This is a genomic window from Mesorhizobium sp. CC13 (assembly GCF_039907765.1).
In the GTDB taxonomy this organism is placed as follows: domain Bacteria; phylum Pseudomonadota; class Alphaproteobacteria; order Rhizobiales; family Rhizobiaceae; genus Aminobacter.
In genome coordinates, this window is the sequence record NZ_JARDJI010000007.1 from 117,726 (window position 1) to 134,644 (window position 16,919).

Sequence of the window (16,919 nt, forward strand, 5' to 3'; positions counted from 1 at the left end):
GTTTTCGTTTCAGCACCATGCCTGTGGCGCAGTTGACTTGACCGCACCCATCCGGTTTACACCGGACAGAAAATCCGGACCGAACGGAACAAATTCCGATGCTTGAGAAGACCTACGACGCCAAGACCGTCGAACCGAAGATCGCAAAGACGTGGGAAGAAGTGGACGCCTTCAGGGCGGGCGCCGGCGCCGCCGAAGGCGCCGAGCCGTTCACCATCGTGATCCCGCCGCCCAACGTCACCGGCTCGTTGCACATGGGGCATGCGCTAAACAATACGTTGCAGGACATCCTCGTCCGCTTCGAGCGCATGCGCGGCAAGAACGTGCTCTGGCAGCCCGGCATGGACCATGCCGGCATCGCCACGCAGATGGTCGTCGAACGCAAGCTGATGGAAAAGCAGATCCATCGCCGCGACCTGACGCGTGAGCAGTTCGTCGACAAGGTGTGGGAGTGGAAGGCCGAATCCGGCGGCATGATCTTCAATCAGCTGAAGCGTCTGGGCGCCTCCTGCGACTGGTCGCGCGAGCGCTTCACCATGGATGAGGGCCTGTCCAAGGCCGTCATCGAGGTCTTCGTCACGCTCCACAAGCAGGGCCTGATCTACAAGGACAAGCGCCTTGTGAACTGGGACCCCAAGCTTCTGACCGCGATCTCCGACCTCGAGGTCGAGCAGCACGAGGTCAACGGCAACCTCTGGCATTTCCGCTATCCGGTCGAGGGCGAGGTCTACGATCCCGAGAACCCCAATACCTACATCACGGTTGCGACCACGCGCCCCGAGACGATGCTGGGCGACAGTGGCGTCGCCGTGCATCCCGAAGACGAACGCTACGCTGCCCTGGTCGGCAAGAACGTCGTCCTGCCGATCGTCGGCCGCAAGATCCGCGTCGTCGCCGACGAATATTCCGATCCCGAAAAGGGCACGGGCGCGGTGAAGATCACCCCGGCCCACGACTTCAACGACTTCGAAGTCGGCAAGCGCCACAACCTGGCGCAGATCAACGTGCTGACCGTCGAGGCCAGGATCAACATCGTCGACAACGAGGATTTCCTCGCCGGCGCCGACCGCACCGAATTGCGCGAGGGCGTCTGGGCGCAGCTGCAGGGCCTGGATCGCTTCGAGGCGCGCAAGCTGGTCGTCAGCCTCATGGAGGAGGGCGGGTTCCTCGACAAGATCGAGCCGCACAAGCACATGGTGCCGCATGGCGACCGCGGCGGCGTGCCGATCGAGCCCTTCCTCACCGACCAGTGGTACGTCAACGCCGCCGAGATGGCGAAGCCGGCGATCAAGAGCGTGCGCGAAGGGCGCACGAACTTCGTGCCCAAGAACTGGGAGAAGACCTATTTCGACTGGATGGAGAACATCCAGCCCTGGTGCGTGTCGCGCCAGCTGTGGTGGGGGCATCAGATCCCGGCCTGGTATGGTCCCGACGGTCAGGTCTTCGTCGAGCGCACCGAGGAAGAGGCGCTGGATGTCGCCGTCCAGCACTATCTCGCGCTCGAGGGCCCGTGGAAGGCCTGGGTCGAGGAGCAGCTCGAGAATTTCGAGCCGGGCAGGATCCTGACCCGCGACGAGGACGTGCTCGATACCTGGTTCTCGTCGGCGCTGTGGCCGTTCTCGACGCTCGGCTGGCCCGACAAGACGCCGGAGCTCGACACCTATTACCAGACCGACGTGCTGGTGACCGGCTTCGACATCATCTTCTTCTGGGTCGCCCGCATGATGATGATGGGCCTGCACTTCATGGAGGAGGAGCCGTTCCATACGGTCTACGTGCATGCGCTGGTCCGCGACAAGAACGGCCAGAAGATGTCGAAGTCGAAGGGCAACGTCATCGACCCGCTCGAACTGATCGACGAATACGGTGCCGACGCGCTGCGCTTCACGCTCGCCATCATGGCGGCGCAGGGCCGCGACGTGAAGCTCGACCCGGCGCGCATCGCCGGCTACCGCAACTTCGGCACCAAGCTGTGGAATGCCACGCGCTTCGCCGAGATGAACGGGGTCAAGCGCAACGACGACTTCTGGCTCAACGATGCCAAGCTGACCGTCAACCGCTGGATCCTGACCGAACTCACCCGCGCCTCGCGTGAGGTCACCGATACGATCGCCACCTACCGCTTCAACGAGGCGGCAGGCGCCGCCTACCGCTTCGTCTGGAACACCTTCTGCGACTGGTATCTGGAGCTGCTGAAGCCGATCTTCATGGGCGAGGACGAGGCCGCCAAGGCCGAGACCCAGGCGGTCGCCGCCTTCGTGCTCGACGAGGTCTACAAGCTGCTGCATCCGATGATGCCGTTCATGACGGAAGAGCTCTGGGCGCATACGGCGGGCGAGGGCAAGGAGCGGCCGTCGCTGCTGTGCCATGCCGCCTGGCCGTCGCCCGACTTCGAGGACGCCGAGGCCGCGGCCGAGATCAACTGGCTGGTCGACCTCGTTTCCGGCATCCGCTCGGTGCGCTCGGAGATGAACGTGCCGGTGGCGGCGATAGCCCCGCTGGTCTTCGTCGGCGCCAATGCCGGGACGCTGGAGCGCCTGAAGCGGCATCAGTCGGCGATCGCCCGGCTGGCGCGCGTCGGCGAGATCACCCAGGCGGACGCCGCACCCAGGGGATCGGCCCAGATCGTCGCCGGCGAGGCCACGGCCTGCCTGCCGCTCGGTACGCTGATCGACCTGACAGCCGAGGCGGCGCGCCTGCAGAAGGAACTCGCCAAGACGACCGAGGAGATCGCCCGGCTGCACAAGAAGCTGTCGAACGAGAAATTCGTGGCCGGCGCCCCGGAGGAGATCGTCGCCGCCGAGCGCGAGAAGCTGGAGGACTACCGGCTGACCCAGCAGAAGCTCGACGCGGCACTCGCCCGGGTGCGCGAAGCCAGCTGACGATTCGACGTGGTGGCCTGCTGCAGCCTCAGGCTGCGGCAGGCCGGCGGCTGCCAGCAAAAGCGGCATGCCGCAGCGGAATTGTGGTCGCTGTAACCATTTTCCGCCCGATTGTTGCCATAATGTAACAGCCGGCCGAAATACCCCGAAAATCGCGATTTCCGGAAGAACGCGGGCGGAAATTCCTGGAATTTCTTGCCCGACCAAATGCGGAATCGTCGAAATTGACGTTTCCGTAAGAGGAAAGCTTGGCGCGTCGGCGGGCGCGCAGGTCCGGCCTGTCGGCGTTGGTAAAAAATCAAGGTTGCCCGACGACAATGAAGCCGTTCAATTCGGCTCACGAGCTTTTCGGGAGAGGACAACCATGACCAACCTTCGTCTCAAGGCGCTGCTGGGGGCAACGGCGCTGACGATGCTTGCCGCGGGCGCGGCGCAGGCCGGCGGCTTTTCGCGCGGCACGGCCGATACGGACATTCTCTTCGAGGAAGGGAACTTCAACCTGCGGACGGGCGTGACGATCGTCAACCCGAGCCGCAAATACACGTCGAATCCATCGGCTCCCCATCTGGTGGGAACTGACCCATTCGAAACCTACGTCATCCCGTCGGCCGCGGTGAAGTTCAAGATATTCGACAATCTCAACTGCGCGGGCACCTACACCCAGCCGTTCGGCGGTTCCGGCGCCTGGGAGTTTCCCGGCACGTTGACGGGCAAGGTGAAGGAGGAGTTCGTCGTCAACGAATTTGGCGCGACCTGCGGCGTCAACTTCGACATGGGCAAGGGACGCCTTTGGGTCCTGGGCGGCGTGTTTGCCGAGAATTTCGACTATGAGCGGGCGAATGTGACGCTTCTTGGCCCGATCGACCTGACCCTCAACGGAACCGACGTCGGGTATCGTGTGGGACTGGCCTACGACATCACCGAGATCGCATTGCGCGCCCAGGTCATGTATCGGTCAGGTACATCCTATGGTGCTGACGGTACGCTGACAGGCCCTGCTGGCGTTTTGGCGCCCGCGCTGCCTATTCCCCCCGCCACTCAAATCTCTGTCCCTGTTCTTGGCATTGGCGAGGTTCCGCAAAGTGTCGAAATGAAGCTGCAGTCCGGCATCGCACCCGGCTGGCTGGCTTACGGCTCCGTCAAATGGACTGACTGGAGCGTCAACAAGACCCTGGACGTCGTTCGCACGAACGGCGCCATCATCAGCCGCAACGAATATTACTGGAAGGATGGCTGGACTGTCACCGGCGGCGTGGCGCATTCGTTCACGGACCGCATAGCGGGCACCGTCAGCCTGACCTGGGATCGTGGCGTTGGAACGGGCTACGACCATTCCAGCGATACTTACACGCTCGGCGTCGGCGGGTCGTTCAAGGACCAGTGGGGCGGCGAACTGCGGGCTGGCGTGGGCCTGTCGTACCTGACGTCCGCCGAGGAAACCAAGTATCCGAGCCCGTACAATCCAGCCCTCAACTCGGCTGTCGACAGCGGCTGGGCGACGGCGGTCACCGCCTCCTACAAGGTCAAGTGGTAACCACCAGCGCTTCCGCACAAAGCCGGGCCTCGCGCCCGGCTTTTTTTGTTGCCCGCCGGCCGTTTGCGCTTCGGAAACCATGTGTGGCTCGCGCGCCACGGAATGTGACGATTCCGCAACACTTTTTCTCCATGCTTTCGGCTATGCGGCTGGGGAGGGCAATTGCCCATTTCCCGCCATAAACCCGGCGCACCCCGGAGAGGTCTTCGGACCGCGACGGGATCGTGGTTGGGACGCCGAGCAGAGCCGCAATGGTGCGGCAGGGACGAAAATGGACGCCAGGGCGATCTCCATGGCCAAGCAGTCGGTCAGCCACCTCGCGGTGGTGCGGCTGCCGTCGCGTCGGCTTTCCTGCCGCCTGCCGTCGCCAATCTGGCGCGGTCCCGCATCCGGTCTGCTGCCGCAGGATACCCGGCTGGACCGGCTTCGCCCGCATGGCCAGGCCCGCGCCGTACATGGCCGTACTTTGGCCGAAAATTCAGGGCATCTTCGTTCGGGTGACGTCTCGGACCGCGCGCGCCCCGGCGCAGCAATGCGATCCGGGGCCGAGCTTGCGGAGAGGGCGAGTGACTGGAAGCCGTTTTCTGCCGGCCGCGGGCCGGAGGGAACGGCGTGGAATTGTGCCCAATCCGTCGCGGCGATCCGCAACGGTGCGGTGGCCCACCTCGGTGGGGTGAAAGAAATGCACGGCCATGCGGGTCTCTGAGTTGGTTAGGATATCTGCGTATTCTGCGCTCGTCGCCGCCGCCCTTCTCGGCGCGGCCGGCAATGCGCTGGCCTTCGACGACAAGGTCTTCGACGACAAGACCGGAGTGAAGCCGCAGTCCAACCCGTGGGCCGTGTTCCAGTTCGGCTATTCCGCCTACAAGAACGGCCACAAGGACCAGGCGGTCGAGGCCTATCGCTACGCCGCCGAGAACGGCCAGATCGGCGCCACCTGGAAGCTCGCGCGCATGTATGCCGAGGGCGACGGCGTCGCCCAGGACGACTACGAGGCCTTCAAGTTCTTTAGCGAGATCGCCGAGCAGGATGTCGAACCCGGCTCCCCTGAGGAGAGCTATGTCTCCGACGCGCTGGTGGCGCTCGGCGGCTACATGAAGGCGGGCATTCCCGGCAGCCCGGTGGCCGCCGACCCCGTCGCGGCGCAGGAATACTACATGCGCGCCGCTGCCAACTACCGTAATCCGAACGCCCAGTTCGAGATGGGCAAGATGTTCCTGAACGGGGATGGCGGCGTCAAGGCGTCCGTCCGGCAGGCCGGGCGGTGGCTGCAGCTGGCTGCCGAAAAGGGCCATGCCGGCGCCCAGGCGACGCTCGGCAACCTGCTCTTCCAGAGCGGCAAGGTGGTGCGCGGCCTCGCCATGATGACGGCCGCGCTGGAGCGTGCGACCCCTGTCGACCAGCCCTGGATCAGGGGCATGCAGGAGGAGGCCTTCGCGCTCGCCGACGAGTCCGACCGCCGCACGGCGATCTCGCTCGCAGAGGACATCCTCAAGAAGGGCAACCAGTAGGCGCCTCATCGAGGCCGGCTTGCAGCCGGCCCCGGCGGGGCGCAAGGCCTGCGCGCCGGCGCCGACTTCCAGACGATCGATTCGGTTCGAAATGGCTCGCCCCGCAGGCGAGCCAGGTGGTCGTCTCAAGCCGCCGCCAGGTCGAGATGGATGGCTACGGGCACGTGGTCGGACGGCTTTTCCCACGCGCGCACGTGCTTTTCGACCGATGCCGAGCCGAACCGGTTCGCAGCCTCGGGCGACAGCAGCAGATGGTCGATGCGGATGCCGTTGTTCTTCTGCCAGGCGCCGGCCTGGTAGTCCCAGAAGGTGTAGACGTCCGGCCTGTCGGTCACGGCACGGACGGCTTCGGTGAAACCGAGGTTCCTCAGCCGGCGGAAGGCCTGGCGCGTTTCCGGCTGGAACAGGGCGTCGCCCAGCCATTGTTCCGGAAAACGGGCGTCGACGGCTTCCGGGATGACGTTGTAGTCGCCGGCGAGCACGAGTGCTTCCTCCAGCGCCAGCCGCTCGGACGCCCACTTCTCCAGCCGCGCCATCCAAGACAGCTTGTAGGGGAACTTGTCCGAGCCGACCGGATTGCCGTTGGGCAAGTACAGAGAGACGACGCGCAGCGCGCCCCTGTCGGTCGAGAAGACACCTTCGATAAAGCGCGACTGTTCGTCCGAATCATCTCCGGGCAGGCCGCGATTGACTTCGTCGAAGCGGAGCTTCGAAAGTATTGCGACGCCGTTGAAGCCCTTTTGGCCATGCGTTTCGACATTGTAGCCGAGCGCCTCAGCTTCCAGTCGCGGGAACTGTTCGTCCACCGACTTGATTTCTTGCAGGCAGACGATGTCCGGATCGCTCTCCTTGAGCCAATGCAGCAAGTTGTCGATACGGGCTCTTACGCCGTTGATATTCCAGGTCACGATCTTCATGAAAATCACGCGATTATTTCAAATAATTCTTGATAGCCGTTGAGGCCGTTCCAGACGATCCTGCATCATCCTTCGGAGGAAGGGAACCGGTTTCCTTTGGCATATTGGGACCGGTTGGCAAAAGGGGAACAATGCCATGTCAATCAGTCCACATCCTGTGGACGAGGTGCTGCCCGCGCCTCGTCTTGCTGCGCTCGGAATCCAGCATGTGCTGGTCATGTATGCCGGCGCAATCGCCGTGCCGCTCATCATCGGGCGCGCACTCAAGCTCGACCCTGAGCAGGTCGCCTTCCTGATCTCCGCCGACCTGTTCGTCTGCGGCATCGTCACCATCATCCAGTCGCTCGGCGCGACCCAGTGGTTCGGCATCAAGCTGCCGGTCATGATGGGCGTGACCTTCGCCGCCGTCGGCCCGATGGTGGCCATGGCCAACGCCAACCAGGGTCCCGACGGCGCCCGCATGATCTTCGGCGCCATCATCGGCGCAGGCATCATCTCGCTGCTGATCGCGCCGCTGGTCAGCCGCATGCTGCGCTTCTTCCCGCCGGTGGTGACGGGAACGATCATCGTGGTGATCGGCGCGTCGCTGATGCGCATCGGCATCAACTGGATCTTCGGCACCCCCGTCGGTCCGACCGCGCCGCGCATCGTGGCGCCCGAGCATGCCGCATGGCTGAAGTCGGTGACCGAGATGGCCGCCGCCACCGGCTCGACGATCCCGCCGATACCCGACAAGCTGGCGCTCGCCGCGACCGTGTCGAACGTCGCCTATGCTCCGCCCACCAACATCCTGATCTCGGCCATCGTGCTGGTGTCGATCCTGGCCATCGCCAAGTTCGGCAAGGGCTTCCTGGCCAACATCGCGGTGCTGCTCGGCATCGTCATCGGCGGCGTCATCACCGCGGCGCTGGGCATGATGAGCTTCGACAAGGTGGCGTCCGCCGGCTGGTTCGAGATCATCACGCCGCTGCGCTTCGGCATGCCGATCTTCGATCCGATCCTCATCGTCACCATGGTGCTGGTGATGATCGTCGTCATGATCGAATCCACCGGCATGTTCCTGGCACTCGGCGACATGACCGGCAAGAAGGTGACGCAGCCGATGCTTTCGGCCGGCCTGCGCACCGACGGCCTCGGCACGCTCATCGGCGGCCTGTTCAACACCTTCCCGTACACCAGCTTCTCGCAGAATGTCGGCCTGGTGGGCGTCACCGGAGTGAAGAGCCGCTTCGTCTGCATCGCCGGCGGCGTGATCCTGATTTTCCTCGGCGTGGTGCCGAAGATGGGGGCGCTCGTCGAGGCCCTGCCGACCTTCGTGCTCGGCGGTGCGGGACTTGTGATGTTCGGCATGGTCGCTGCCACCGGCATCCGCATCCTGGCGAATGTCGACTTCAAGACCAACCGCAACAACCTGTTCGTCGTCGCGGTGTCGGTCGGCTTCGGCATGATCCCGCTCATCGCGCCCGACTTCAAGATGTGGCTGCCGCGTGGCATCCATCCGCTGATCGAGTCGGGCATTCTGCTGGCGTCGGTCTCGGCCGTGGTGCTCAATGCCTTCTTCAACGGCACCAAGCTCGACGAAGCCGAGATCCGCGAAGCGGCGATGGCTTCGGAAGCGTGATCGAGCCCACATCAAACCGGGAAAGGCCGCCACAGGGCGGCCTTTTTCATTTCGGGCGGCGTGGGCGTCAGTCCGGCTTGCGCTCCACCAGGCCGATCATGTTGCCGGCGGGATCCTTCAGGAAGGCCATCCACTCGCTTTCGCCGGCCGGGCCGAAGACGCCCTCGGTATCGCGATGCATCAGCGCGGGTGCCGCGGTGAAGGCGACGCCATCGTCGGTGGCCTTCCGGTGAAAGGCCGCGAGGTCGTCGATGTCGAGATAGACGGTGCCTTGCGGCACCCCGCCGGTGAAGAACAGGCGCGCGCCGCCGACGACGATGAAGGCGATGCCCGGCGGGTCGTAGCGAGCGTGGACGGGCAGGCCAAGCACGTCGAGCCAGAAGCCGAGCGTGGCGTCGATGTCCCGGCCGGCCGAGAGCGCAACCTGGCGGAGCGCTCGAGGCGGGCTCATGCTAGACGGAGAAGCTGGTGCCGCAGCCGCAGCCGGCGACCGCGTTGGGGTTCTTGATCTGGAACGACTGGCCCATCAGGTCGTCGACGAAATCGACCACCGAGCCGCCCATGTAGACGAGCGACAGGTCGTCGATCAGCAGCGTCGCGCCATTCTTCTCGATGGCGATGTCGTCGGCGTTGGCGCCCTCGACCAGGTCGAACTTGTAGGAGAAGCCGGAGCAGCCGCCGCCCTCGACCGAGATGCGCAACGCCGTCTTGCCGGGCTCGCCGGCGACGATCTTGGCGATCCGCCTGGCTGCGGCGTCGGTCATCTCGACTTTCATTGCGGTCTTGGCATCTGCGCCCATTGGCGTCACCTTGCGTTCGGTTTCCCATGATAGGTATGAAGCGACCTGAGGCAAGTCAACTGGTGGGGAGTATGGACGGCGAGCGACAACTTGGCGACATCGGCTTCGGCTATCGCCCGCGGGCGGCCTATGCCTGCGATCCGGCGCGGTCACGCGGGCGCTTCGTCGACGAGGTCGAGAGCCCGACGCGGACGCCGTTCCAGCGCGACCGCGACCGCATCATCCATTCGACCGCCTTCCGCCGCCTGAAGCACAAGACCCAGGTCTTCGTCGCGCATGAGGGCGACCATTTCCGCACCCGGCTGACGCACACCATCGAGGTGGCGCAGATCGCGCGCGCGCTGGCCCGCGCCCTGCGCTGCGACGAGGACCTGGCCGAGGCGATCGCGCTGGTGCACGACTTCGGCCACACGCCCTTCGGCCACACCGGCGAGGACGCGCTGAACGCGAAAATGGCAGCCTGGGGCGGCTTCGATCACAACGCCCAGTCGCTGCGCGTGGTGACCAAGCTGGAGCGGCGTTATGCCGAGTTCGACGGCCTCAACCTGACCTGGGAGACGCTGGAAGGGCTGGTCAAGCACAACGGGCCGCTGACCGACGCTGCCGGCAAGGGGCTGAAGGGCCCGGTGCCGCAGGCGATCCTCGACTATTGCCAGCTTCACGACCTCGAACTCGACCGCTTCGCCAGCCTCGAGGCCCAGTGCGCGGCGATCGCCGACGACATCGCCTACAACACCCATGACATCGACGACGGGCTGAGGGCGGGGCTGCTGACGTTGGACATGCTGGAAGAAGTCGCGCTGCCGGCATCGATCCTGAAGGGTGTGCGCGAGCGTTACCCGGCGTTGGATGACGTGCGAACCGGGCACGAACTGATGCGCCGGCAGATCACCATCTTCGTCGAGGACGTGATTTCGACGGCGGCAGCCAGGATCGAGCGCCTGAAGCCGGCAAGCGCCGACGAGGTGAGGGCGGCCGGCGAGGCTATGGTGACGTTCTCCGTCGAGATGACGGCGCTGGAGAAGGACTTGAAGGCCTTCCTGTACCGCAACATGTACCGCCACCCCGAGGTGATGCGCGTGCGCGCCAACGCCGACACCATTGTGCGCGAGCTGTTCGACGCCTATTTCGCCGATCCCCGCGCTATGCCCGAGGGCTGGCGCGAGGGGCTCGACCGCTGCGAGGACAGGGTCAAGGCGAGGGCGGTGGCCGATTTCCTGGCGGGCATGACCGACACCTACGCGGTCAAGGAGCACCGACGCTTGTTTGACCATACGCCCGATTTGGTTTAGGCCGGGCGCAATTTTCCGGCATTCCTGCCGGTCGACACGCAATGCCATTCAGAGCCGAGCAAATGAACATTTTCGCCGATTTCAACGAGCGGATCACCAAAGCCGTCGAAGCGCTTGAATTGACTCCGAAAGATGGCGGCGTGCTCGACCTGACGCGCATTGCCGTGGAGCCGCCGCGAGACGCGACGCATGGCGATCTCGCGACCAATGCGGCCATGGTGCTGGCGAAGCCGACCGGGCAGAACCCGCGCGCGCTGGCCGAACGGCTGGTGGCGGAACTCGCCAAGGACGCCGACGTCGCCAAGGCCGAGGTGGCAGGACCCGGCTTCGTCAACCTCAGGCTCAAGGACGGCTTCTGGCAGAAGCACCTTGCCGGCCTGCTCGAGAGCGGCGCCGATTACGGTCGCTCGGGCATCGGCAAGAAGAAGCGCGTCAACGTCGAATATGTTTCGGCCAACCCGACCGGCCCGATGCATGTCGGTCATTGCCGCGGCGCGGTGGTGGGCGACACGCTCGCCAACATCCTCGACTTCGCCGGCTATGACGTGACCAAGGAATATTACATCAACGACGCCGGCGTGCAGATCGACGTGCTCGGCCGCTCGGTGATGCTGCGTTATCGCGAGGCGCTGGGCGAGGCGATCGGCGAGATTCCAGCCGGGCTCTATCCGGGCGACTATCTGGTGCCGGTCGGCCAGGCGTTGGCCAGGGAATTCGGCCCGAAACTGCTGGAGATGCCCGAGGACGAGGCGATGGCCATCGTCAAGGAGCGCACGATTGCGGCGATGATGGAGATGATCCGCGAGGATCTGGCGCTCCTCAACGTGCGCCACGAGGTGTTCTTCTCCGAGCGCACGCTGCATGCCGACAACGCCAAGGCCATCCGCGCGGCGATCAGCGACCTCACGCTCAAGGGCCACATCTACAAGGGCAAGCTGCCGCCTCCCAAGGGCGAGAAGCCGGACGACTGGGAAGACCGCGAGCAGACGCTGTTCCGCTCGACCGAGGTCGGCGACGACATGGACCGGCCGCTGGTCAAGTCGGACGGCGCCTTCACCTATTTCGCCGCCGACGTCGCCTACCTCAAGGACAAGGTCGATCGCGGCTTCGAGGAACTCGTGTTCGTGCTCGGCGCCGACCATGGCGGCTACGTCAAGCGCATGGAAGCGCTGGCGCGGGCGGTGACCGGTGGCGCGGTGAAGCTCGACGTGCTTCTGTGCCAGCTGGTCAAGCTGTATCGCGACGGCGAGCCGGTGCGCATGTCCAAGCGGGCGGGGGAGTTCGTGACCCTGCGCGACGTGGTCGAGGAAGTCGGCCGCGATGCGATCCGCTTCATGATGCTCTACCGCAAGAGCGATGCACCGCTCGATTTCGACTTCGCCAAGGTGACCGAGCAGTCCAAGGACAACCCGGTGTTCTACGTGCAGTATGCGTCGGCGCGCACCCACTCGGTGTTCCGGCAGGCCAGGGAGCAGCTCGGCGAGGTCGACCTCGGCCGCGCCAATCTCTTGGCCCATGTCGACCGGCTGACCGACGAAGGCGAGATCGCCCTGGTCAAGAAGCTGGCGGAATATCCGCGCCTGATCGAGTCCGCGGCGCAGTCGATGGAGCCGCACAGGCTGGCATTCTACCTCTACGACCTCGCCAGCACGTTCCACGGACACTGGAACCGCGGAACGGACAACCCCGACTTACGCTTTGTTAAGGTTAACGATCCAGAATTGACCTATGCCAGACTCGGGCTGGTGCAGGCTGTTTCGGACGTCTTGACGTCGGGCCTGGCGTTGATCGGAGCGGAAGCCCCCACCGAAATGCGCTAGGTTTCCTGGGATTTCCTGTCACCTTTTGCCCACATTGCGCTGGTAAGGGCCAACCTTACGCGATGTCTTCGGATGTCCGAAAAGTGCGAGTTCGGGAAAACTAATGGCAGACAGAACCCAGCTGAAGATCGCCGACAACAAGAATGATTTCGCCGACGAGGATCCGTTCGCTGAACTGACGCGGATCATGGGATTCGACCCACGCCAGCCGGTCGTGCGCCAGGATTCCGGCGCGCCCGCGGGACGTGCGGAGCCGGCGATGGACGACGATTTCGGCATCGACCTGGAAAAGGAACTGCTCGGCGAATTGGCCGGCGACGACCTGGCGGCCGCGCCCGAACGCGAGGCGCCCGCCGCCTACGAAACTCGTGTGGCCTATGAGGCACCTGCCGCCTACGAGGCTTCCGAAGCGCCCTACGAGGATACGGCGCCGCCGCAGCTTGCCGTCGAGTCCGAATACGAGCCCTATACCGCCCAGGCCTATGCCGCCCAGGAGCCGGCCTACGGGCGGGCCCCGGAGCCCGAATACGAGCCCGCATTCGAGGCCGATGCGTTCGACGACGCGGTCGCCGCTTCGTTCGACGAGGGTCTTGCGCTCGAGGACGAGCTGGTCGAGGCGCCCGAATACCAGGCTGCGCCGCAGGTCGACCGTAAACAGCATGTCGCATCGACAGTGGAAGCCGGCCAGGCGTTCGACGACGCGCTGGATAAATCCTTCGAACAGCATTTCACGCTCGAGGACGAGGTGCTGCCGGCCGACGAGGAGGCTGCCGCCATGGTCGAGGCGCAGCCCGTGTACGAGGCCACGGCGGCCGAGCACGACCTGGACGTCGCTTTCGATTCCGCCCTGGCCGATGTCGACATGGATTTTGCGGTCCACGGCGACGAGGCCCATGCATCCGCCGACAAGTACGAGGCCGGCTACGCGCCCGCGGATGAAACGGAGATGACTCTCAGCGGCTACGAGCCGGTCGAGACGGCCGCCTATGCGGGCGAAGACATGGCCGTGGAAATGCCTTCGGCGGCTCCGGTCGCGCAGGCACAGGACTATGACGAGTTCGAGCGCCGGCTGCAGGATGCCCTGACCGACGAGCCTGCCTACGAGGCGCCGGCTGTCGCCGTTTCGGCCTACGAACCGGTCGCTGTACGGCAGGCCGAACCGGTGGCGCGCACGGAAGACAGCCTGGAGGACGAGCTCAACGCCTTGCTCGGCACCATGAGCAGCCAGGCCAAGGCTCTGTCCAATCCCGTCGTCGTGCCGCTTCGTCCGGCGGCCTCGCCGGTGATGCCGGCGGACGCGCCTGCCCATTCCAAGTCGCTGTGGGCACCGGCACAGCCGGCCGAAATCGAGCCGCAGCCGGTCGAGGCCGGCTTTGCCGTGGCTTCGGCGGCAGACGAGCCCGTCTATGCCGAGCCGACCTATGCGGAACCGGCCTATGCCGAGCCGACCTACGACAGGCAGGCTGATGATGAAGTGAGCTTCGACGACGAGGCCTTCGACCTGGCGTTCGAACGCAGCAGCGAGGCCGAGGCGGCCGCACCGGTCGAGCCGGCAGCAGCGCCGGTCCAGCCCGCGCCGGACCGTCCGCTAGCGGCTTCGCGCTACGAGCATGCCCGCAGCTGGGGGCTCGGTACGCCGGTCGCGCCGCGTTCGTCGCCGATGTCGGACTATCCTGCATACAGGCCTCAGGTCGCCGCTGCGCAGCCTGTCGCCGCCGCGGTTGCCGCCCCGGCCGTGGCCAGCTACCAGGCGCCGCGCGCCGAGGTTCCGGCCTACGAGCCTGAGGTCGAGGCGACCGACGACATGCAGGACGACCTCGAGGCGGAACTGTTCGCTGCCGTTTCGGCGGTGGACGAGGCGCCGGACATCGAGACCGTCGACGTTCCCGAGAAGGCGATCGCGCTTGCCGACGACCTGGACATTCCCGAGCTGACGTTCGAGGACGAGACGCCGCCGGCTTCCGCCTACGACGATCTTGAGGGCGAGTTCTCCAGCCTGATGAACGAGATGCAGGCCGCCGAGCCGGCGCCAGCCCCGGCGTCGTCCAGCTATGCGTCGAACCCTTACGCAGCCGGCTTCGACCGCCAGGCGCTGCGCGAGGCGACGCCTGCGCGACCGGCCGAATTTCCTGCCGCAGCAGCTGCCGGCGCCATTGCCTCGGCCGCCGCAGCCTATGCCGGCAGCGACCGGTCCTTCGCAAGGGGCGGCGACCACGACGCGCGCACCGCACCGCAGGCGCAGTCCGGGGCATCGCATGACGAGTTCGCCTTCGATCCGGATTTCGACGAGGCCATGGCAGCCTCCGAGCTGCCCGGTTCGCCGGCTGCGGCCCGTCCCGCCCGTCGCGGCCTGATGATCGCAGCCATCGTCGGCGCGGTTGCCGTCATTGGCGGCATCGGCGCGCTCGCCCTGTCGTTCGGTGGCAGCGACGGTGCCGACACCCCGGTCGTGCTCAAGGCCGATGACGGCCCGATGAAGGTCAGGCCCGAAAACCCGGGCGGCGCGATTGTCCCCAACCAGGACAACAAGGTTTATGACCGCGTCGCCGGCGGAAGCGCGACCGCCACGCCGACGCAAGAGAAGCTCGTGACCAACACGGAAGAGCCGATCGACGTCGTGGCGCAGGAAGCCGAGGCGCGTGCCAGCGACAATGTCGCGGCAGGCGAAGAGCAGGCCGCCGCTCCGAAGTCGGAGGACCGCGTTCAGCAGGCGATCGAGGCTGACCAGCCGGTGTCGGACGACGAGACCGCTGCGGTTGCGCCGCGCAAGGTGCGCACCATGGTGGTGAGGCCCGACGGCTCGCTGGTCCCCCGCGAAGACCCGGCTCCGGCACCGCAGGTGGCGGCGACCGAACCGGCCGATCCGGCACCGCAGCGCGTCGCCGAGCCTGGCGCCGAGGCGACGGGCACCGTTCCCGCCGCCGCCAAGCCGGCTCTCGCGCCGGTCCCGGCAAAGCCTGCCCAGTCCGCCGAAACGCCTGCCAGCGCCCCGATCGCGCCGCAGCGCCCGTCCGAGCAGCCGGTCAACGTGGTTGGCGAGGTCAAGCCTGACCAGGTGGCGGCGCTTGCACCTGCGGCGCCCGCCACGGCCGCGGCCGGCGCCTGGGCCATGCAGATCGCCTCGCAGCCGAGCGAAGAGGCGGCGAAGTCGACCTACCAGGACCTGCTGCGCCGCTACAACGGCGTGCTCAATGGCCGCGAGGTCAGCATCGTCAAGGCCGAGATCGCCGGCAAGGGCACCTTCTGGCGCGTCCGTGTGCCGGCCGGCACCCGCAACGACGCGGTGGCGCTGTGCGAAAGCTACAAGTCGGCCGGCGGCAACTGCTTCGTCTCGAAGTAACGCCCGGCAGGCTGAGACATCGGTAAGCAACGGCGCGGCTCTGCTGCGCCGTTTTTCATTTCCGGGCCACGATCCGGCGCGATTCTATCCCCTGGCAAAAGGCGCTAAGCTTCCCGACATGACCGAATCAAAATCGATGATCCTGGGCTGTGCAGGCCTTTCGCTTACTCCCGAAGAAGTCGCGTTCTACCGGCGCGAGCGGCCCTGGGGGTTCATCCTGTTTGCCCGCAACGTCAAGGAGCCGGAGCAGATCCGAGACCTGGTCGCATCGATGCGCGACAGCGTGGGACGCCCGGAAGCCCCGGTGTTCATCGACCAGGAGGGCGGCCGGGTGCAGCGCCTGCGGCCACCGCTGGCGCCCAACTATCCGGCTGGAGGGGCGCTCGGCGCGCTCTACCGGAGCGACCGCGAGGCGGGCCTGAGGGCGACCTGGCTGCATGCCCGGCTGCATGCCTTCGATCTGAGCCGCTACGGCATCACGGCAGACTGCCTGCCGGTGCTCGACGTGCCCGTGGAAGGGGCGAGCGACGTCATCGGCGCGCGCGCCTATGACCGCGACCCGGCCGTCGTGGCTGCTCTCGGCCTTGCTGCCGCCGAAGGCCTGCTGGCCGGCGGAGTGCTGCCGGTCATGAAACATGTTCCGGGCCATGGCCGGGCGACCGCCGACACGCATTTCGAGCTGCCCACCGTCCACACGCCGCTCGACGAACTGCGCGCCCACGACTTCGCGCCGTTCAAGGCCCTCAATCACCTGCCGATCGCCATGACCGCGCATGTCATCTATAGTGCCGTCGATCCCGACGCGCCGGCGACGACCTCGCGCAAGGTGATCGAGGAGATCGTGCGCGGCGAGATCGGCTTCGACGGGCTTCTGGTCAGCGACGATACCTCGATGAAGGCACTTTCTGGGGATTTCCCGTCAAAGTCGGAGGCGATCCTTGCAGCAGGCGTCGATCTCGTCCTTCACTGCAACGGGGTGATGGAGGAGATGGAAGGCATCGCCTCGCGCGCTCTTCCGCTGGCTGGCAGGTCGCTGGAACGCGCCGAGGCGGCGCTTGAGGCGATCACGACTGGCGACGGCCACGACGAAGCATCGATCAGGGCAGAATTCGGTCACTATTTCGAGGCAGTTGCATAGCCTCTCAAGCAGAAGGCGCGGATCTTGGCGGAAGCATTGGAAAGCAAGGCTGCAAAGCCAGCAC

The 16,919-nt window shown here is 65.7% G+C and carries 12 protein-coding genes; 9 read left to right on the forward strand and 3 right to left on the reverse strand.

The window, feature by feature from the left end; all coding sequences use genetic code 11:
- Positions 1-98 precede the first annotated feature (98 nt).
- The 4 genes from PV773_RS12410 (at position 99) to PV773_RS12425 (ending at position 5,927) form a co-directional block, all read left to right on the forward strand.
- Positions 99-2,882 (forward strand): valine--tRNA ligase, encoded by a 2,784-nt coding sequence (locus PV773_RS12410; protein ID WP_347966630.1) that lies wholly within the window; start codon positions 99-101, stop codon positions 2,880-2,882.
- A 364-nt stretch (positions 2,883-3,246) separates the two neighbouring features.
- Positions 3,247-4,416 carry an outer membrane protein transport protein gene (locus tag PV773_RS12415; RefSeq protein WP_347966631.1) on the forward strand — a complete coding sequence of 390 codons (1,170 nt, stop codon included), beginning with the start codon at positions 3,247-3,249 and terminating at the stop codon, positions 4,414-4,416.
- A gap of 292 nt (positions 4,417-4,708) precedes the next feature.
- On the forward strand, positions 4,709-5,122 hold the full coding sequence (locus PV773_RS12420) for a hypothetical protein (protein ID WP_347966632.1): 414 nt from the start codon (positions 4,709-4,711) through the stop codon (positions 5,120-5,122).
- Complete coding sequence (locus PV773_RS12425; protein WP_340037463.1) at positions 5,109-5,927, forward strand: tetratricopeptide repeat protein; 819 nt, start codon at positions 5,109-5,111, stop codon at positions 5,925-5,927. The genes PV773_RS12420 and PV773_RS12425 overlap by 14 nt, the downstream gene beginning before the upstream one ends.
- A 125-nt stretch (positions 5,928-6,052) precedes the next feature.
- On the opposite strand, the gene xth is transcribed toward PV773_RS12425, so the two are convergent.
- A complete protein-coding gene (xth, locus tag PV773_RS12430; RefSeq protein WP_347966633.1) occupies positions 6,053-6,844 on the reverse strand; it encodes an exodeoxyribonuclease III in 792 nt (263 codons plus the stop codon).
- A 136-nt stretch (positions 6,845-6,980) separates the two neighbouring features.
- Between xth and PV773_RS12435 the strand changes: the two genes are divergently transcribed.
- Positions 6,981-8,465, forward strand: a complete 1,485-nt coding sequence (locus PV773_RS12435) for a nucleobase:cation symporter-2 family protein (protein WP_347966634.1) — start codon at positions 6,981-6,983, stop codon at positions 8,463-8,465.
- 67 nt (positions 8,466-8,532) lie between these two features.
- Here the strand turns inward: PV773_RS12435 and PV773_RS12440 are convergent, their stop codons facing one another.
- Positions 8,533-8,916 carry a VOC family protein gene (locus PV773_RS12440; protein WP_347966635.1) on the reverse strand — a complete coding sequence of 128 codons (384 nt, stop codon included), beginning with the start codon at positions 8,914-8,916 and terminating at the stop codon, positions 8,533-8,535.
- Position 8,917: 1 nt separating this feature from the next.
- Positions 8,918-9,265 (reverse strand): iron-sulfur cluster insertion protein ErpA, encoded by a 348-nt coding sequence (gene erpA, locus PV773_RS12445; RefSeq protein WP_347966636.1) that lies wholly within the window; start codon positions 9,263-9,265, stop codon positions 8,918-8,920.
- A 71-nt stretch (positions 9,266-9,336) separates the two neighbouring features.
- Between erpA and PV773_RS12450 the strand changes: the two genes are divergently transcribed.
- From PV773_RS12450 to nagZ, 4 genes are all read left to right on the forward strand, one after another.
- The gene (locus PV773_RS12450; RefSeq protein WP_347966637.1) at positions 9,337-10,557 is read left to right on the forward strand and encodes a deoxyguanosinetriphosphate triphosphohydrolase; all 1,221 of its coding nucleotides are present in this window, start codon (positions 9,337-9,339) and stop codon (positions 10,555-10,557) included.
- A 62-nt stretch (positions 10,558-10,619) separates the two neighbouring features.
- Positions 10,620-12,377, forward strand: a complete 1,758-nt coding sequence (argS, locus tag PV773_RS12455; RefSeq protein ID WP_347966638.1) for an arginine--tRNA ligase — start codon at positions 10,620-10,622, stop codon at positions 12,375-12,377.
- A 103-nt stretch (positions 12,378-12,480) separates the two neighbouring features.
- The gene (locus tag PV773_RS12460; protein WP_347966639.1) at positions 12,481-15,717 is read left to right on the forward strand and encodes an SPOR domain-containing protein; all 3,237 of its coding nucleotides are present in this window, start codon (positions 12,481-12,483) and stop codon (positions 15,715-15,717) included.
- Between the two features lie 118 nt (positions 15,718-15,835).
- The gene (gene nagZ, locus PV773_RS12465; RefSeq protein ID WP_347966640.1) at positions 15,836-16,855 is read left to right on the forward strand and encodes a beta-N-acetylhexosaminidase; all 1,020 of its coding nucleotides are present in this window, start codon (positions 15,836-15,838) and stop codon (positions 16,853-16,855) included.
- Positions 16,856-16,919 lie beyond the last annotated feature (64 nt).